This window comes from Capnocytophaga endodontalis (assembly GCF_002209445.1).
In the GTDB taxonomy this organism is placed as follows: Bacteria; Bacteroidota; Bacteroidia; order Flavobacteriales; family Flavobacteriaceae; genus Capnocytophaga; species Capnocytophaga periodontitidis.
In genome coordinates this window covers 3,122,919-3,140,887 of the sequence record NZ_CP022022.1, presented here as the reverse complement: position 1 = coordinate 3,140,887, position 17,969 = coordinate 3,122,919, and the positions used below count along the sequence as shown (strand labels likewise).

Sequence of the window (17,969 nt, the reverse complement as noted above, 5' to 3'; positions counted from 1 at the left end):
TATTATAAAAGCATAAATTATTTTCATATATTCTCACCTAATATTTCTTTACTTGTCCTAAACTAACAGTAAAGATTCCAAAATCATCAATCAGCATACTTTTTTTCTTGACTCCTTGGAGGGAGAAAAGTCCGTCCAATTCACGCTGGCTACGGCGGCGCATCACCCAGTCTTTTTCCTGATGGCTCTTCAGGACAAAGGCAATGGTTTTGAGCTGGGGGTGCCATGGCTGTCCTGTATAGATGATATACCCATTGTCCGAGATAGAAACCACCCCCTTGATTGCCTCAGAGGCCAAGATATTATCGCCAAAAAGCTCAAAAATACCTGAGATGATGGTGATATTGGGCGAATAATTTAGTTTGCGGTAAGTATCAGCCTCAAAACAATTGTAATTGGTAAAGCGAATATTCTGGTAGCCACGCTCTTTGATAATTTGCTCTCCCTTCTGTATGTTGGCTGGTAGGAACTCATTGATAACGATCTCCACTTCAGGGTGGCGCTCTTTGATATCAAAAAGGTAGTTGCCCACTCCACCTGCGATGTCCAATATTTTTACCTCCTGTTCTTGGGCTTGTAGGGCTTGTATAGCCTTTTCTACCTGTTGTAGGAGGTGTCTCTTGCGGATACGTACCCCGCGCCAGCCTATGGCATTGAGATAGCTTTTGTCCATCCAACGACCTATACCCCACTTGCCTTGTGGCGTGTTTTTATATACATAATCCATGGAGGCGCCAGAATCGAAGCCATAGGTAAGCCCTACAGTCATACCACCACTGAGGTGACCAAGCTTGCTCAACGCCCATTTCTGAAGATGGTAACCCCAACGCTCTCTGGTGGGAATCAGTTCATATTGCATGGTCTCAAATTCTTTCTGAGTAAAGAGATCAGAATCAAGAGTAGGAGTAGGCAAGGGTGCAGAGAAAGCCTTTTGGATAAAGTGTTGTAGGAGCTTATATACTTCCTCACGGCCTTGCTCGAAGAGAATTCCATGATGGAAGCCCTCCAAGGTAACAAACTCTTTTATAGGGGAGGATAGGTTTACATAAAACTGCTTTTGCTGTTGGTTAATCACCACAAAGTCTTTTTTAGCGGAGAGCAGTAGGGTAGGGGTGGTGATTGCAGCGGCATCTTCCACCAATCGCTTACCAGCATTGGCAAGGTCAATGAGGAGTTTGCCATTGATAGAGCGGGTGATGAGAGGGTCATTATCGTAAGCCTGTTGCTGCTTAGTGTCGCGAGTGAGCATCTTGGATTTTACATAGCTCTTAACAATCAGTTTAGGATTGATTTTTAGAGCCAACTCGATGGCTTGCTTGGCCATAGGAACGATCAGGTTGATCTCAAAGGCAGGAGCCAATAGCGCCATGCCAGCGATGCGGGGTGCAAAATCATGCACCCAAGCCGATGTGATTACCCCGCCAATACTATTGGCCACTACAAAGATATCTTCCTCGCGTACCTCATAGTGCTGCCCAAGGAACTTGGCAAAGGTATCCAAGTCCCGTACCGAATCCATGAAAACAGGAGATACAGCGGCTTTGGTGTGCCCATGTCCACGCATGTCAAAAGCAAAGATGTTGTAGGCAGCAAAGAGCGGATGGGTAGCAAATTCCTGTAGACGCTCCCCATACTCATGCCCTCTATGAATTACGATAAGGGTCTTTTGTCCGGGCTTGTAATTCCATTCGTAGAAGAATAGTTCTTCCCCTTCATGACTTTTGAAAAAACCTGTGTTCATGGTATAATGATTTTGATACGACAAAAATAGAAAATTATTTTTTAATTACCTAATTTTTTGTTAGAATTAGTTGTGATTTTGCATCCATTTGGCCTTTCTGTACATTAGTAAGGACAGCAAAGGCTTAGGCAGTAGCGAGAGTAATTGCATGAGCCACTTCATACGAGTAGGGAAGAGGTGTAGGCTTTTCTTTTGAGTGATAGCCCTGCTGATTTCGGCTACTGCTCTATCTTCACTCACCAGAAAAGGTTTCTTAGAGAGATTGTTTTGGTTGAGCTTGTAGAGCTTTTGGGTGGCTACATACCCAGGCGCAATAGAGGTGATATAGATGCCAAAGGGGCGTAAGGCACGCCTATAGGCATCGGCTATCTGTAAAACACTGCGCTTGGTCTTGGTATATAGGCTGGAGGAGGGATAGTCCAAAATCCCTGAGATAGATGCTAGCAGGACGATTTGGCCTCCATGATGAGCCATAAGTTCTCGGCCAACCTCCAAGGTATTGACGGCTCCTATGATATTGGTTTGTAGCATACTGACCGCCTCCTCGTAAGAAATTTCTCCTACCACATCCTCGGCATAGCTACCCGCACAGTTGATAAGTAAGGAGAGGGTGTCTGAGCCTACAAACTGTCGTATCACTTGGGTTAATAGTGCTTTGTCTATAACATCGGCCTTATAACTCTCAAAAGGAACTGCCTTGGGGAGCTTGCTAAGATCTCTGCCGCATACCCCAACCCGATGGCCGCTTTGCTGGTAGAAGTGAGCCAAGGCAAACCCTATGCCAGTGGTGCCTCCTATGATAAATACATTCATAAGCTAAAGGTGTTAAGAATAGTTTGGTAACCATAGTCCCATTGCCGCTCTATCTGCTCTCGGTAAGAGGGATAGTCCTTGGGAAAGTGAATTCCTATCTCCAGATGCTTCCAATTGATATATTTCTCAGAGTAAAAGCCCTTTAGAACGGTAGTTGCTCTTCGAGTATCTATCCATTGGGCAGGATAGGAAGCCACCGACGCCAACCGCTCGTTGCCACTAAAGCCCAAGACGACACGTACCAAAGACTCTTCGGTAGGAGAGTAGGCCTGCTTGTGCTCAGCAATTACAGTAGTTGAAAGCGCATAAGCCAGCTCCATAGGAACAAGGTCAATAGCCCCGCCTGCATAGTATGTCCCCTGATAGCTTACAGGAGCTACATAGAACATATCCGAGACAGAAATACGGGCAGCCCAGAGCAAGGGAATAGCCGTTTCCACACTTATATCGGTTGCTACGGCCGAAAGCGTATAGTTGGATTCGGTATGTTGCAGTGTCTCAAGAGGGATCCTCTGGGCAGTCTCAGGGTCGGTTATGAGCACCTCTTGGTAGAGTTTTCGCTTACCCCTACGCTTGCCACACTCATGGGGGGCAAAGCACATCTTTGCTCCTATGATGATAGTGGGCAAGGCAGCAGAAAAAGCTAACTTGGTCAAGGAGGGGAGTAGCTCCGATAGGTCTTGGGACATTTCTACCAAATAGCGTGTATATACATCCTCTACCAAGGGAGCACGACGCCGGTCATAGCGCTTCTGTAGGACTAAAAGCCCCAAGCGATATAGCTTGCTATAAGGGGTAAGGGACAGGCTTTGGATAAAGTGGTAAAACTCCTGTGATTGCAGATAGGCTTTTCTCTCTGTATTATTAGCAAAAGCATTGATTACCAAGGCAGCAAAAGCCCCACCACAGCTGGCAATAAGTAGCTCAGGAGCTTTGCCTATATCACACAACGCTGCATACATACCATTGTATAAGGCAAAGCGGGTGCCTCCTCCGGAGAGAAGCAAACTACGGGAAAAGGGCTTTATCGTATCCATAGGTAAAACCAAATACAGTTGAACAAGAGACTATCTATGCGATCCAAGAGACCACCATGACCAGGAATCAGTTGGCTGGTGTCCTTTACCCCCGCCCGCCGCTTGAGGTAAGAGAAAGTCACATCGCCCCAGAAACCAAAAAAGCTAATGAATAAGCCTACAAAAACTAATGTATGTAGTGCAATAGGAAGCCTCAGCAAGTAGCCTAAGCCCACACTCAAAAAAGGGGTGAGCAGTAAGCCGCCTACAAACCCTTCCACGGTCTTATTGGGGCTTATCTTGGGTAAGATCTTGTGCTTGCCAAAGCGCTTTCCAGTGAGGTATTGGAAGATGTCGTTGAGTTCGGTCGTTACCACCAAGAAGATGAACCACTCCACCCCTTGTGGCTTCATACGTAAGAAAGTCAGGTGAGGGTAGGCTGCCAAAACAATCAGTAGGGAAAGGGGCAATCCTAAGGGGATTTGCCTAAGGCATAGATATAGGATAAGGCCTATCCCCACAACCATACAAGCTTCTACCATATAAGTGGAGTAGTTGGGACAGCTCCATAGTAAAACCCCTTGTAACAAGGGAATAGCCATACACCAATAGCTCGGATTAAAACCAAAGAGCCCGCCCAATTCCGTAAGGGCTTGAAAGCTTACCCATAGGGAAAAAAGACACATGGCGTAGGGGTGGGAGACAGCCGCAGCAAAAACACAGATAATCACTCCCCAGCTCCTGATACGAAGCGGTACATCGGCATATTTGTTGTCAAGCGGCATAAAGTCCTTTTTTTAAGCGGGTAAAAGTACTTAAAAGTAGCAAGGCAATAACTATGGCAAAAACCACTTGAGAGTAGGCTTGTATTCCCACACCAAAGTAGGCAAGCAGCCCATAGATACCCATCAGCAGTGCTCGGTCGCTCTTGCCCATAGGCCCCTCATAGCGCCTTTGCCCTCCTAAGACCTTGCCCATGACGCCAGCAAACTCATTGAGTACGCTCAGTACAATAAAAGCTACCACCCAGTAAAGGCTTTCGGGGTGGTACTTTAGCAAGGGGAAGAAGATAAACACATCCGAGACCACATCGCCCACCTCATTGAGTACCTCTCCTAAGCGGGAGGTTTGTCCGAACTCTCGTGCCATCATACCGTCAAGAGCATTGAGGATCATACGCACCAACAGCCCTATGGGCAGTGCCAAAAAGAAAAGTGGTACCGCCGAAGCCTCCCAAAAGAGCACGCCAATCCCAAAGGAGAACACAATGGCCACTACAGTAATCTCATTGGCAGTAACACCTCTCCTGTGTAGCCATACCAGTAGCGGGTGCAATAGCTGCTGGAATTTAGGTTTTAGTTTGTATACAGAAATCATAATAGGTTAATGAGTATATTAGTTAAAAAACTTATCAAAATCCGAGTAGCCACTTGCGGAACGACACCAACCTTTCCGAGTTAACCTTATACCTACCACTATAATTGCAGATAGATTATAGTGCTTGGTGTTATAGGTTTTTCCATCATCAGTAAGGTACTCCGCTACCAAAGCACGGATGATGTCTTTCAGAGTGTGTTTTTTCATAATAGGTTCATTTGTTAATTATCAGAGAGTTTCCCTCTCATATTTGTCTTCGTGAAAGTACTCATAAGCACTGGCTTCCAATTCTCCACAATCGGAAATAAGATTATTGTCTTGGTCATATATCTTATAATTCTGTTGGATCTCACCTATGGAGCATTCACCATCTAGGCCTAATAGGATAGTGTAAAATACATCTTCTAACAGAATATCAATAACTTCCTTAAGTTTCTCAGTTTGACTCTCTGTCAGAGCCATTTCTTTTATTTTTACATTTACAGCCGAAGCTTGTTCGGGTTGCGCTTGAAGCATGACTTTAAAAACGCTAGTTTTTCAAGGTAAAAGTTCTTTGCAAATTCGTCTGAGGTCATAATGTTGATATATTATTTATAGAAGCTGTTTAAACTTTTTCCTATAATAAAGTAAAAGTTCCCGAAAATTAGTAATTTTGTGTTTGAAAAAAAAAGAACACCAAAATTCAGGAACTTTGGGCAAAGATACAATAAATATTTGGATTATACCCTTTTTAAGTGTAGGGAAAAGAGGATTTAAAAGTAATTTTGATTTAGCTTCAATAATTTTATTGATTTTCAAGAGATTAAGAACAGGGGTACAATGGAGAGAACTCCCAATTGAGAGCTATTTTGAAAAAGGAGAAATCTCTTGGCAAAATGTCTATTACTACTTCAATAAATGGAGTAAAGATGGTAGTTTTCAGCGAGTATGGTTGAATCTATTAAGCAAGAAGAAAAGAAAATTAGATATGTCTTGCGTTCAATTGGATGATAGTCATACACGTTGTCGCCAAAAAGGAGAGTCTGCAGGTTATCAAGCAAGAAAAAAAGCCGTAACCACAAATAGTATTTTTTTGTGTGATAATAAAGGGCAAATGATAGCAATGGGAAGCCCTAAAGCAGGAAATCACAATGACTTATACGAAATAGAAGAAGTACTAAAAGAAATCTTAGTTTTATTAGAAGAAGCAGGAATAGAGCACAAAGGTCTGTTTCTCAATGCTGACGCAGGATTTGATAGTAAGTCTCTTAGAGAGTTTTTAGAAAGTAAAGAAATTATAGCAAATATTAAACCTAATCCCCGAAATGGAGAGCAACCAGATGTTTATTTTGATGAAGAATTGTACAAAAATAGGTTTAAGATCGAACAAGCAAATGGTTGGCTTGATGGATATAAAGGTTTGATAATGAGATATGAGTATCTTGATGTAACTTGGATTGGAATGCTTCTATTAGGGTTTATATCCAAGTTCCTCAAAAAAGTTTAAACACGTTTATTAAAAAAAGATGCTATTTTTATTAGCACATCCCGATTCTTTAAAATCAATTGTACCTAAAGAGGTATTTATAAACCCTACGATTTCAGAAGATGAAGTTTCTGAAATAGAAAAAAGGAACAATATAATACTTCCTAAAGGTTATAGAGAATTTATAACAAAAATAGGGAATGGATGTATAGGACTAGATTATGGACTGCTTTCTTTGCAAGAGTCAATGAAAGACTTCAAACTTAGAGAAAAACCAATGATTAATCTCTCTAACCCTTTTCCTTATACAAAGGCTTGGAATGAAAAAGAATGGATTGAATCTATTGATTGGGATAGAGGAGAACGCCCTAGTAGTGCTGCCTTGATGGAATATATGAGTATAAATCATATTAATGGTTGTTTGCAAATTTGCCATATAGGGCACGGAGCCACTTATTTATTAGTTGTAAATGGTGAAGAGTATGGCAATATATGGCTTGATGAGAGAACAGATTATGGAGGTATAGAGCCTCTATTGAATGAAAAAGGAGAAAGAGTATCTTTCATCTCTTGGTTTACTGAATGGCTTGATGAAGCAGTGCCAATGTAATGCTAATGTATTTGATAAGTTATTAAAATGACAACTATAGAAATACCTAAGTTTATAGAAAAGTATAAAGCCTTCGAGCGGGAGGGTGGTATGATAGACTTTCGTATCTTTCAGTTGGATACGGAGCAGGACGATACACCTTATCAGAAGCATTTGGCAGTAGCCCAGCAGACCCTTATTTCGGTAGCGGAAGAAGTAAATACGCGTCTTGACCGTATAGCGGCTAAATCTAAAATAAATCGTAAGAAACTTTTTACGATGGACTACGATTTTGGTGTCCTTAAAGATTCGGGTAAGGAGATTTCTGTCCAAGACTTTATGGGCTGGCAATATGAGGAGGTGAGCGGGAGGATAATTCTTAGTGGTGAGAAACTGCACAATCGGTATTTTTACTATGATGATAAAGAAGTGCCTGAAAAAGCAGTAGCTATGACTGAAGAAGACCTCAAAAAGGAAGCCTTTGCTTACGCTTTCTTTCAGCCCCGATACTCTTTTATGTTTAGGCAAAGCAATTTTGAAAAAGGCAACTTCTTTTTAGATTTTTGTAGGTTACTTTTTACTGATATTTCTCAAATAGAAGTCTATAGGTGGAGTACTGATAGCTCTAATTACTTTGATGAGGGCAAAAAGTGGAGAGGGAGTTTCTTTTGGACGGTATATAATCCGTGTAGGTATTGGTATATAGGGATTATAGCCTCAACAACTGATTAATGTTTAAATTATCAAAACAAATCAAAAATAGCAAAAATCACTTTTGCGGATTGCCCCTTCCCTTCGGGAGGGGGAACGGGGGTGAGGACTTTATATTACCAACATCTAACAAATTCTAATAATTAATTGAGTGATGATACATAGTAACATTGAAATCGTATTAGGAGATATCACTAAAATTTTCGTAGATGCCATTGTGAATGCTGCCAACACTTCTCTACTTGGTGGAGGAGGTGTGGATGGAGCTATTCATAAAGCAGGGGGTAAAGCACTCACTGAAGAATGTGAGAAGATAAGGAATAAACAAGGAGGTTGCAAGGTGGGTAGCGCAGTTATTACTACTGCCGGCAATTTGCCTGCTAAATATGTTATTCACACAGTAGGTCCGGTGTGGAATGGGGGAACACATAATGAAGAAAGCCTACTGGCACAAGTTTACATTAGTTGTTTGGAGTTGGCTTTAGAGCATCAAGTAGCTACTATTTCATTTCCTAATATCAGTACTGGGAGGTATAGATTTCCGAAGGAGAAAGCAGCACAAATAGCGCTTCATACCATAGCTCATTTCTTGGAAAAAACGGATAAAATCAAGCAGGTGAAGGTAGTTTGTTTTGATCAAGAAAACTACGATATTTATACAAACATACAGAAGATTTGAGAACTTGCAAGATAATTAAAAGTCAGAACAATGAACACAAACAAGCAAGAGAAATATGATGAAATAACCGATTTTCACAAGGGCTTTGCTTGTGTAAGGCAAGGCGATAAATGGGGCTATATCAATGAGAAGGGAACCCTTATTACCCCTATAAAGTACGATTTTGTCTATGACTTCTTTCAAGGAGTGGCAATGGTGAGAATAGGTGCGCAATACGGATTGATAGATACCTCTGGCAAGGAGATTACTCCTATAAAATATGACCTTATAGATGACAACGACTTCTATAACCACCGCCCTGCAGCTGCCTTGTTGAATGGCAAATGGGGCTTTATCAATGAGAAAGGAGAAGAGGTGATTCCGTTTATTTATGAAGATACAACCTACTTTCATAAAGATTATGTAGCCGTAAAGAAAGACGGTAAATGGGGCTTTATCAATCAAAAAGGCGAACAAATTATTCCTTTTCTCTACGACGATGCCTCTTATTTTACCGAGGGACTTGCCTTGGTAAAGAAAGGTGCTAAATATGGCTATATCAATGACAAAAACGAAACCGTCTTCCCTTTTATTTATGACGATGGCGCTCTCTTTGAGAATGGTAAAGCGTGGGTACAGATAGGTAACAAACAATTTGAGATTAGTCAATAATTGTGTCTCTACCCCCTCCGCTGATGCGAGCTTATAGCTCGTGCCTGTCACAAAGTCTTAAAATAATCAAAATCAGACCTTATTTTATTCAATTGCTTTCTTTTTTTCTCAAAAATCCTTACTTTTGCCTTTTAAAATTAAAAATATGTATTATACGTTTAGACTATTTATTTTTCTACTTATATTAGTATCTTGTAATACTTCATCACATAGAAAAACGGATTGGGAAGATCAGAATCTTCACGGACAAGTAAAAAGCATAATTGTAACACAATATAAAGTCTATGATTCTATAAAGAATGATGATGGAACTCCTTATATGGATCAAGAAAGATTATCTGTTAGCTCTTTTAACAATAAAGGATTCTTAACAGAATTTACTGACTCTATATCTAACAAGCAAAAAAGTAGGTCGGTTTATTCTTATCTGAAAGATAATATTGTAGAAATTGTTTCGTATAGAGTAGGTAGGAGAACAAGTAAAAATACTTTGAAATACAATGATAAAGGAGAGGTAATAGATGAGGAGATGCTTGTATATGTATTAGTAAATGAAAAAGATAGTTCTTATATCAAAGAGAGAAGTTATAAATTGGTAAATAAATATGATAAAAGAGGGAATAAAATCCGTAAAGAGGAACTAAGTTCAGAGGTTGAGGGGTTAGTAAAAGGTTTTACAGAATTTAAATATGATGAAAAGGGGGATATTATTGAAATTGTTAGTGATTATGAGGAGTATGAGATGAAAAGAAAATTTAAAAGCAATGATAAAAGAGACGTATTATCACTAAAGTTATATGATTTAGAAGATAATTTAATGTCGGAATACCTAATTACGAATTATGTATATGATAAAAATCATAATTGGATATCGAGAAAAATAGAAGTAAGGGATAAAAATAATAATTATAAAGAAACACAAATAGAAAAAAGAATCATTAGCTATTACAAATAAGAGATGTTAAACAGAATTTACCAATATATCACCACTCATAAACTCGCTACCCTCTCATTCTTCACCGCTTGGGCACTCATTGCCATTTATGGCTTGAGTCAGTTGCGGTTTGAAGAGGATATTACCAAAGTACTTCCTCAAAACGACAAGACGAACCTCACTTCCAAGGTGCTCAAGCAGCTCAACTTCGCCGATAAAATTTCGGTAATGGTAACAGCCGAAAAAGGCGGAACGCTCACCGATATGCAGGCAGTTGCCGAAACTTTGCGCGATACCCTCAACGCTTCTATGACGAAGTATATCACCAGTATTCAGGGGATTATAAACGAAGAAGAAATCGATGAGACTTGGCAGTTTGTAAACGACCACCTACCTCTTTTTCTAAACGATGAAGATTACGCTTATTTAGAACGCCGTTTAGCCCCCGATAGTCTCAAATCAATGGTGGAGAGTCAGTACAAAACGATGCTCACTCCTGCGGGTATGGTGGCACAACAGTTTATCCGTAAAGACCCTTTTGGTCTCACTTTTCGCGGTTTGCGCAAACTTCAAGAACTCAATACAGGCAATGATTTTAAGATTGCCAATGGTTTCCTCACTACTAACGACGAGCAGCATATCCTCTTCTTTATCAACCCTAAGTACGATGGCAACGACAGTGAGCACAATGCCGCTTTCGTCGCAGGTTTAGATGAACTGCAAGACCATCTCAATGCCCAGTATCAAGGGAAGGTGCGCGTAGATTTTTTTGGGGCTCCCTTTATCTCGGTGAGCAACGCCTCTCAAATCAAAACCGATATCCTCACCACAGTACTCATTTCACTATCAGCACTTTATTTATTGCTTGTCTTCTTTTATCGAAGTGTCTATATTCCATTTATCGCGTTTATCCCTTCAGCTTTTGGGGTGCTCTCCGCTTTGGCAACACTCTATGTGCTCAAAGGCAGTATTTCAGCAATTTCTATCAGTTTAGGAGCGGTACTCTTAGGAGTTACTATCGACTATTCACTACATATCCTCACACATTACAAGGTAGCTAAAAACACCGCCGAGTTGTACCGTGCTGTAACCGTGCCTATCTTGCTCAGCAGTATCACTACCGCTATTTCATTCCTCTGTTTGCTCTTTGTGCATTCCGAAGTGATGCAAGATTTAGGGGTGTTTGCCTTCGTAGGCATAATGGTATCAGCCATATTGTCGTTGGTGCTCGTGCCTCATTTCTACCGTGGCAATCGCACTATCGAGGTACGCAAAACCTTTTTAGACCGTATAGGGGCTTATCCATTTCATCACAACAAGTGGGTAGTAGGGGCTTGCCTACTGCTGATAGTGGTGAGTTGTTTTACTTTTCATAATGTCCGTTTCAATGGCGATATTGCCAATATCAACTATATCAACGAACGTTATAAAGCAGCTGAACATCAATTAGAAAACATCACCGATAGCGAATATAAATCGCTCTATGCTGCTGCTTATGGCAACTCGTTAGAGGAAGCCTTAGAGCGCAATTATACACTATATCAGCAGTTACAAAGTTATAAAGCACACGATAGTATCAAGCAATTCAGTTCTATTGGGGGGATTGTATTGCCTAAAAAAGAACAAGAAGCGCGTTTACAACGATGGAAAGATTTTTGGAATGCCGAAAGACAGCAATTTCTAAAACAACAACTGATAGGAAAAGGGAATGAGGTTGGTTTTAAAGAAGAAACTTACGCACCTTTCTACCAAAGTATAGCAGGTGATTTTGAAGTTATAAACAATCTTGATGCTTATAAAACTCTTTCAGCCATTCCGTTAGAAGATTTTATCACCGAAAAAGAAGGTTTTTATACTATTGCCAATCTCGTAAAACTCACTCCTGCCGAGCGTGACCCTTTTATCCATTCAGTAGAAAAACACACACCTACCGTTGTTATCGACCGCAAGAACCTAAGTGAAACGTTCTTAGGCAAACTCAAAGACGATATATTGCTGTTAGTAAACTATTCGTCTATCGCTATTTTCCTCATACTGCTCTTGTTTTTTAGGCGTGTAGAGTTGGTGTTACTCACTCTTATTCCTATTGGAGTTACAGGGGTAGTTACATCTGCTTTAATGAACTTTTTTGGCATAGAGTTCAATGTGTTTAGTATGATTGTCTGCACTTTGGTATTAGGACATTCGGTAGATTTTAGTATTTTTATGACTTGTGCGCTGCAAAAAGACTATACCGATGGTAAAAATGAACTTCCTGTGTACAAAGTGTCAGTACTTTTGGCATCTATTACTACCTTTTTAGCTATCGGTACGCTTATTTTTGCCAAACACCCTGCCTTAAAGTCAATTGCATCGGTATCAGTGATAGGTATTTTCACTGCTTTAGCAATGACTTTTGTGTTTTACCCTACTATATTTAAGTTTTTTATTTTTCGCCGTCCAAATAGAGGGCGTTCTCCGGTGAGTTTGCGTCTTTTAGTGCAATCCATACTGCTAATTACCTATTATGCACTATCGTCTATTATTCTCTCCAATATAGGTTGGTTATTTGCCAAAATAACTCCTAAACGCACTATGTGGCTCAGACGTTTAGCTACCTCGCTCACTACTTCAGTGCTTTATGCCAATCCTTTTGTGCGCAAAAAGGTAGAGAATCCACACCATATACAGCTTACAACTCCTTCGGTAGTAATTGCCAATCATACCTCGTGGCTCGATACTTTGGCAATAGGGCTCTTCACACATCGCGTCAGTTATATGGTAAACGATTGGGTGTATAACTCGGTAGTATTTGGACGTTATGTGCAGGCAATGGGCTTCTTTCCAGCCTCTGAAGGCATAGAAAAAGGAATGCCCTTATTCGAAAAGAATTTGAAGAACGGTATTTCAGTAATGATTTTCCCAGAAGGCAAACGCTCCGATACCAACCAAATACACCGTTTTCACAAAGGTGCTTTCCTAATAGCCGAACATTTCCAAACGCCTCTCGTGCCCGTGTATATTCACGGTTGTTCGGAGGTGCAACCCAAAGGAGATGTGATTATCTACGATGGTGCTATTACGGTAGTAGTAGGCGAACCCATAACTCCTAACGATGAACGTTTTGGCAACACTCCACGCGAACGAGCCAAACAGATAGGTGCTTTCTACCGCCAGCAATTCCTCGCCTTGCGCAAGCGATTAGAAGGAGTGGATTACCTAAAGAAGAAACTGTTTTTTAACTATTTATACAAGGAAAATTACGTAGTGCGCGCTGTAAAAGAAGATTATAGGCAGCATCGCGAACACTATCACGAACTCGTGCATTCATTACCCGAAAAAGCGCGTATTTTGCATATTGCCGATGATTATGGTCAGTTAGATTTCTTGTTATTGCTCACCTATCCTGAGCGTGAAATTGTATCTGTCATCGCCGATGATGAGAAGCACGCCATTGCACAACATAGTTACCTCACCAAAATCCGCAAAATACAATACGTGAAAGAGCGTCCAGAAGGAGAAGAATTTGATGTAGTAATTAAAGGTATGGAAATAGCTTAGTTTGGGTGTTTCACATTATTTTTTTACCTCTTACCTCATATCTCTTACCTGAGCTAACACGCTGTCAATTGTTGGTTTTTCAGCTATCACCACATCTTTCCAATAGCGTTGAGCAGCTTCAGCAGTAGTATCTCCTATGCAAAATACTTTTTCTTTGCCTGCAGGATTACACGAGCGATAACTCTCCACCCCCGACGGACTGAAAAATAGTATCCCGTCTACTTTTTTGTGAATAGTGATAGGTGTTAGTTCTGTTTGATAAGCTGTAATTTCCTCTACATTAGGCAAGTACTTTGCAAAGAATTGCGGGAGCGTTTCTAAGCGCTGTGTACCCGCAAAAAAAGCAATGCGATGCATCTTTTCAAATTCTTTTAAATTAGCTGAAAGATATTTCGTTAAATCGGTAGCGTAATGGAAAGAACAGCGCACCGTAAAACCGCTTTTTTCAAGTAGTTGTGCGGTACGTTCTCCTACACATAGCACAACACAATCTTTTAAGGTAGTAGCCAAAGGATGCTGCAAAACACTCCTCACCGCATTTTGGCTCGTGAAGATTAAGAGATTATAAGGAAGAGTGAGTTTTATCGGTAACAAATTTATACTTACAAAATTGTGTTCAATCAGCTGTATATCAAGTCCCGAAAGCATAGATTGCTGCGTTTCGGTTAATATTTTTGTAGAGACAATGGTTTTCATTTTGTTCTAAGGCTTTAAAATAAAAAAAACTCGGCGCTTGTGCGCCGAGTTTGGTAATGTTAAAGAGGGGTTCCTTCACTGGTTTTGAATCGATACTCTAAATAAGTATAGGCATCGCGTGGTAGGATTTTTATCCATCGTTTGTATTTCAAAAACCATTTAAAACGGATAGAGCTAAAGAGCCCTTTGGTTAAATAAGCCGCTATAAAAGGGTGAGCGTTCAGCACAATGCGCCCTTTATAGGCATCCTCCTTAATAATGCTTTCAAGTTCTATGTTGATTTTATCAACCAGAACGATAGGCGCTTCTATTTCGCCTTCTTTGCTTGGGTTCTCTTCTTTTGTTTTGATGTTGAGTTCTTGGCGCACGCGTTGGCGAGTAATTTGTATCAAGCCAAACTTGCTCGGAGGCAATATTTTGTGTTTGGCGCGGTCTTCAGCCATTTCGTTGCGCAGGTGGTCAAATAGGATACGGCGGTTTTCACTATTGCCCATATCGATGAAATCTACAACGATAATACCTCCCATATCTCGCAATCGCAATTGTCGTGCGATTTCGGTGGCAGCGATGAGATTTACAGATAGTGCAGTGGTTTCTTGATCGTTATTCTTGTTAGAATGGTTACCACTGTTCACATCTATCACGTGTAGAGCTTCGGTGTGTTCTATCACTAAGTAAGCCCCTTTAGGCATTGATACGGTACGACCAAAAGCCGTTTTTATTTGTCGTTCGATATGGAACTTCTCAAATATAGGCACCGATGAGCGGTAGAGTTTTACGATATTCTCTTTTTCAGGAGCAATCTCTTGTACATATTTTTTTATTTGTTCGTAGAGATGCTCGTTATCCACGTGTATACCTGTGAATGTATCGTTGAACATATCGCGAAGTATAGCACCTGTTTTGCTCACTTCACTCATCACCTTTGAGGGGTAAACCGCTTTTTGTATTTTTCTACACATCAAAACCCAACGGTTGAAGAGACCTTGCAAATCCTTGTCGAGTTCCGCTACTTTTTTACCTTCTGCCACAGTGCGTACTATCACACCAAAGCCTTTAGGTTTAATGCCTTGCAAGAGTTTTCTCAAGCGTTCTTTCTCGGCTTTACCTTCTATTTTTTGTGAGATAGAAATACGGTCGGAGAAAGGCACCAGTACGAGGTAGCGCCCCGCGATAGAAAGTTCAGAGCTGATGCGTGGTCCTTTAGTTGAGATAGGTTCTTTTACTATCTGCACTAATATAGGCTGGTTAGGCTTGAGGGTATCGGCTATCGACCCATTTTTGTTGATGTCTGGTTCTAAGGGGAAATCTTTTAGTGAAAAGTCTTTTAGTTTTCCCGAGAGTATCCATTTGAGAAACTTTTGTAAGGAAGCCAATTGAGATCCCAAGTCGTGATAATGCAAAAAAGCATCCTTTTCGTGCCCTACATTCACAAAGGCTGCATTGAGCCCTTGTATAGGTTTGCGCACTTTGGCTAGCATTATATCACCTACTCCTAATCCATTGGTATCTTCTTCTTTGTGAAGTTCTATGAGCCTACCATCTCTGAGCAAAGCAAAATCTACGTAAGAGGAACCAGAACGAATAATTAATTCTTTGTCCACTTTGTTGGATTTTTTTAGTTAATAATTAATAAATCAAGGTACGATTTGTCTGTTAAAAAGAAAAAGTAGTATTACACTACTTTTTCTTTTTGTGGCGATTAGCTCTCGCTCTTTTTTTGCGTTTGTGGTTAGCCACTTTATGTCTTTTTCTTTTTTTTCCGCTTGGCATAACTTTATTATTTTATGTGTTAATTATTCAGTTACTTAAACTAATACAGGGTGTATTACTTTTTAACTTTCACTTTTGCTTTCACCCCTTCTACAAATACTTTTGCTGGCTTAAAGGCAGGAATGTTGTGTGCAGGGATTTTGATAGTAGTGTTTTTTGAGATATTACGACCTGTTTTTTCAGCTCTTGTTTTGATAATGAAGCTACCAAAACCTCTCAAATACACATTTTGTCCACTTTCTAATGAGCTAATTACCTCATCCATAAAGTTCTCAACGGTAAGTTGTACGTCGTTTCTGTCAAGACCCAATTTGTCGGAAATCTTTGATACAATTTCTGCTTTTGTCATCTTTAATATGTTTTTGTATGAATATTCTTTTTTCTTTTCAGGCGGCAAAGATACAAATTAAATCTTTAATAAACACTATGTTACATAAAAAAATTAGTATTTATTTTTCTATTTTCTTTCAAAAATAAACTAATGCGCTAATTATCAATCATTTATCTTTTTTCTAATGCCTCTTACCTCTTATCTCTTATCTGTTTCCTGAAACCTGACACCTGACACCTCTTCCACTTGTTCCCAAAACTCTGGATACGATTTGCTTACCACCTCTTTGTCCTCTATCACTATAGGGGTTTTGAGCATCAAAGGAGCGAAAGCCATTGCCATACGGTGGTCGTTATAAGTCGCAATACTCACCCCCTCACGTAGCTGCTTACAAGGGGCTAAATACAAACTCTCATCAGTGATATTCACTGTCGCACCGAGTTTTGTTATTTCGGTTTGTAGCGCCTGTAGTCGGTCGGTTTCTTTAATTTTGAGTGTGTGCAATCCGCTGAGGTGTGCCTCTAATCCCAATCCTAAAGCAGTAACAGCTATGGTTTGTGCGATGTCGGGAGTATTGTTCAGCTGAAATTCTAAACGAGTAGAGTAGGGGAAAGCAGTTTTTTCAATGTGCATTGTACTGCCTTTAAAAGTAGTGCCTACGCCAAAATGTTTATAGAGTTGTGGTAACGCGCTATCACCCTGCAAACTATCTTCTTTGAAGTGTGTGAGCGTGAGCTGTGTTCCTATAGGTGAGAGTGCCACAAACGAAAACCAATAAGAAGCCGACGACCAATCCGATTCTACTTCCCATATATTGTTTTTTAAAGGTTTGTTTATGTGTGAAGCTACTTTCAGCACATTGCCTTCCCATTGTACAACTTCTTCACCCAAACAGTATTGCAGGAAACTCACCGTCATTTTCAGATAAGGTACCGAGGTAAGTTCACCTTCTAAAATCAGCGTAAGCCCATTCGGCAATGAAGGTGCGATGAGCAATAAGGCAGAAAGAAACTGACTGCTCACATCACCGCGAATACGCACTTCTTTTTTGCTAAGTGCTACACCTTTAATATATAAGGGCGGAAATCCATTGCGTTCTCCATAGCAAATATCAGCCCCTAAACGCTGCAGTGCTTCCACTAATAAGTGAATAGGGCGCTCTTTCATCCTTGCCGAGCCAGTGAGTAATACCTCGCGCCCTACTTGGGTAGCAAAATAAGCCGTGAGAAAGCGCATTGCTGTACCTGCGTGGTGAATATCAATAGTTCCCTCTTTTGATTGTAACGCGCGCTGTAAGAGAAGGGTATCATCGGCGGTAGAGAGGTTTTTTATCTGTAATTCGGGGAAGAATGCTTGTAGCAAAAGTGCTCTATTGCTCTCCGATTTTGAGCCCGAGAGCTGTAACGTTTTTCCTGAAACAAGTTGCGATAAAGGAAGGGTGATGTTCATTGCATAACTGTTTAATAACCGCAAAGATACGCGATAATTAGCAAATTAACAAATATGTAGGATGCTGTCCAAAAAGTCTCAAAATCATTTTTGCGTCGCTAACTTTGCCAAAATCTGAAACTTTGGCAAAGTTGATTACCTTGATTATCAATTACTTTTGAAGTATGTTGTGTAGGGGCGTTTTGCAAACGCCCATAAAACAAT

At 40.4% G+C, this 17,969-nt stretch carries 16 protein-coding genes and 1 pseudogene; 7 read left to right on the top strand and 10 right to left on the bottom strand.

Annotation, left to right across the window (positions count from 1 at the left end; translation table 11 throughout):
* Positions 1-37: 37 nt before the first annotated feature.
* The 6 genes and pseudogenes from CBG49_RS14175 to CBG49_RS14150 form a co-directional block, all read right to left on the bottom strand.
* Complete coding sequence (locus tag CBG49_RS14175) at positions 38-1,741, bottom strand: bifunctional alpha/beta hydrolase/class I SAM-dependent methyltransferase (protein ID WP_009413709.1); 1,704 nt, start codon at positions 1,739-1,741, stop codon at positions 38-40.
* A 66-nt stretch (positions 1,742-1,807) separates the two neighbouring features.
* Entirely contained in the window at positions 1,808-2,554 is a 747-nt protein-coding gene (locus tag CBG49_RS14170) for an SDR family NAD(P)-dependent oxidoreductase (RefSeq protein ID WP_009413708.1), read from the bottom strand.
* Complete coding sequence (locus tag CBG49_RS14165) at positions 2,551-3,591, bottom strand: patatin-like phospholipase family protein (RefSeq protein ID WP_088594992.1); 1,041 nt, start codon at positions 3,589-3,591, stop codon at positions 2,551-2,553. The genes CBG49_RS14170 and CBG49_RS14165 overlap by 4 nt, the downstream gene beginning before the upstream one ends.
* Complete coding sequence (locus CBG49_RS14160) at positions 3,579-4,355, bottom strand: phosphatidate cytidylyltransferase (RefSeq protein WP_088594991.1); 777 nt, start codon at positions 4,353-4,355, stop codon at positions 3,579-3,581. Before CBG49_RS14160 ends, CBG49_RS14165 begins: the two co-directional genes overlap by 13 nt.
* Positions 4,345-4,947 (bottom strand): CDP-alcohol phosphatidyltransferase family protein, encoded by a 603-nt coding sequence (locus CBG49_RS14155; protein WP_088594990.1) that lies wholly within the window; start codon positions 4,945-4,947, stop codon positions 4,345-4,347. Before CBG49_RS14155 ends, CBG49_RS14160 begins: the two co-directional genes overlap by 11 nt.
* 228 nt (positions 4,948-5,175) lie before the next feature.
* Positions 5,176-5,522, bottom strand: a pseudogene (locus CBG49_RS14150) (hypothetical protein).
* A gap of 83 nt (positions 5,523-5,605) precedes the next feature.
* Here CBG49_RS14150 and CBG49_RS14145 point away from each other — a divergent pair.
* The 7 genes from CBG49_RS14145 (at position 5,606) to CBG49_RS14115 (ending at position 13,516) form a co-directional block, all read left to right on the top strand.
* Entirely contained in the window at positions 5,606-6,433 is an 828-nt protein-coding gene (locus CBG49_RS14145; RefSeq protein ID WP_227002906.1) for an IS5 family transposase, read from the top strand.
* Between the two features lie 19 nt (positions 6,434-6,452).
* Entirely contained in the window at positions 6,453-7,022 is a 570-nt protein-coding gene (locus tag CBG49_RS14140) for an SMI1/KNR4 family protein (protein WP_088594989.1), read from the top strand.
* Between the two features lie 27 nt (positions 7,023-7,049).
* Complete coding sequence (locus CBG49_RS14135) at positions 7,050-7,733, top strand: hypothetical protein (protein ID WP_088594988.1); 684 nt, start codon at positions 7,050-7,052, stop codon at positions 7,731-7,733.
* Between the two features lie 133 nt (positions 7,734-7,866).
* On the top strand, positions 7,867-8,391 hold the full coding sequence (locus CBG49_RS14130) for an O-acetyl-ADP-ribose deacetylase (RefSeq protein ID WP_088594987.1): 525 nt from the start codon (positions 7,867-7,869) through the stop codon (positions 8,389-8,391).
* A gap of 30 nt (positions 8,392-8,421) precedes the next feature.
* The gene (locus tag CBG49_RS14125) at positions 8,422-9,042 is read left to right on the top strand and encodes a WG repeat-containing protein (protein ID WP_088594986.1); all 621 of its coding nucleotides are present in this window, start codon (positions 8,422-8,424) and stop codon (positions 9,040-9,042) included.
* A gap of 145 nt (positions 9,043-9,187) precedes the next feature.
* Positions 9,188-9,997: a hypothetical protein gene (locus CBG49_RS14120; protein ID WP_088594985.1), complete on the top strand. Its 810-nt coding sequence runs from the start codon at positions 9,188-9,190 to the stop codon at positions 9,995-9,997.
* Between the two features lie 3 nt (positions 9,998-10,000).
* Positions 10,001-13,516, top strand: coding sequence for an efflux RND transporter permease subunit (locus CBG49_RS14115; protein ID WP_088594984.1), 3,516 nt, complete (start codon positions 10,001-10,003; stop codon positions 13,514-13,516).
* Between the two features lie 30 nt (positions 13,517-13,546).
* Here the strand turns inward: CBG49_RS14115 and CBG49_RS14110 are convergent, their stop codons facing one another.
* The 4 genes from CBG49_RS14110 to CBG49_RS14095 form a co-directional block, all read right to left on the bottom strand.
* Entirely contained in the window at positions 13,547-14,212 is a 666-nt protein-coding gene (locus tag CBG49_RS14110; RefSeq protein ID WP_088594983.1) for a uroporphyrinogen-III synthase, read from the bottom strand.
* A gap of 59 nt (positions 14,213-14,271) precedes the next feature.
* Positions 14,272-15,816, bottom strand: coding sequence for an Rne/Rng family ribonuclease (locus CBG49_RS14105; protein WP_088594982.1), 1,545 nt, complete (start codon positions 15,814-15,816; stop codon positions 14,272-14,274).
* 224 nt (positions 15,817-16,040) lie between these two features.
* Positions 16,041-16,334: an HU family DNA-binding protein gene (locus tag CBG49_RS14100; protein ID WP_034555618.1), complete on the bottom strand. Its 294-nt coding sequence runs from the start codon at positions 16,332-16,334 to the stop codon at positions 16,041-16,043.
* Positions 16,335-16,514: 180 nt separating this feature from the next.
* On the bottom strand, positions 16,515-17,765 hold the full coding sequence (locus tag CBG49_RS14095) for a 3-phosphoshikimate 1-carboxyvinyltransferase (RefSeq protein ID WP_088594981.1): 1,251 nt from the start codon (positions 17,763-17,765) through the stop codon (positions 16,515-16,517).
* Between the last annotated feature and the right edge of the window lie 204 nt (positions 17,766-17,969).

What these genes read in the sequence shown, in the direction of transcription:
- CBG49_RS14170 (WP_009413708.1), bottom strand. Translation starts at nt 2,554, where the DNA reads ATGAATGTATTTATCATAGGAGGCACCACTGGCATAGGGTTTGCCTTG.
- CBG49_RS14165 (WP_088594992.1), bottom strand. Translation starts at nt 3,591, where the DNA reads ATGGATACGATAAAGCCCTTTTCCCGTAGTTTGCTTCTCTCCGGAGGA.
- CBG49_RS14175 (WP_009413709.1), bottom strand. Translation starts at nt 1,741, where the DNA reads ATGAACACAGGTTTTTTCAAAAGTCATGAAGGGGAAGAACTATTCTTC.
- CBG49_RS14130 (WP_088594987.1), top strand. Translation starts at nt 7,867, where the DNA reads ATGATACATAGTAACATTGAAATCGTATTAGGAGATATCACTAAAATT.
- CBG49_RS14095 (WP_088594981.1), bottom strand. Translation starts at nt 17,765, where the DNA reads ATGAACATCACCCTTCCTTTATCGCAACTTGTTTCAGGAAAAACGTTA.
- CBG49_RS14120 (WP_088594985.1), top strand. Translation starts at nt 9,188, where the DNA reads ATGTATTATACGTTTAGACTATTTATTTTTCTACTTATATTAGTATCT.
- CBG49_RS14140 (WP_088594989.1), top strand. Translation starts at nt 6,453, where the DNA reads ATGCTATTTTTATTAGCACATCCCGATTCTTTAAAATCAATTGTACCT.
- CBG49_RS14160 (WP_088594991.1), bottom strand. Translation starts at nt 4,355, where the DNA reads ATGCCGCTTGACAACAAATATGCCGATGTACCGCTTCGTATCAGGAGC.
- CBG49_RS14125 (WP_088594986.1), top strand. Translation starts at nt 8,422, where the DNA reads ATGAACACAAACAAGCAAGAGAAATATGATGAAATAACCGATTTTCAC.
- CBG49_RS14110 (WP_088594983.1), bottom strand. Translation starts at nt 14,212, where the DNA reads ATGAAAACCATTGTCTCTACAAAAATATTAACCGAAACGCAGCAATCT.
- CBG49_RS14155 (WP_088594990.1), bottom strand. Translation starts at nt 4,947, where the DNA reads ATGATTTCTGTATACAAACTAAAACCTAAATTCCAGCAGCTATTGCAC.
- CBG49_RS14135 (WP_088594988.1), top strand. Translation starts at nt 7,050, where the DNA reads ATGACAACTATAGAAATACCTAAGTTTATAGAAAAGTATAAAGCCTTC.
- CBG49_RS14115 (WP_088594984.1), top strand. Translation starts at nt 10,001, where the DNA reads ATGTTAAACAGAATTTACCAATATATCACCACTCATAAACTCGCTACC.
- CBG49_RS14100 (WP_034555618.1), bottom strand. Translation starts at nt 16,334, where the DNA reads ATGACAAAAGCAGAAATTGTATCAAAGATTTCCGACAAATTGGGTCTT.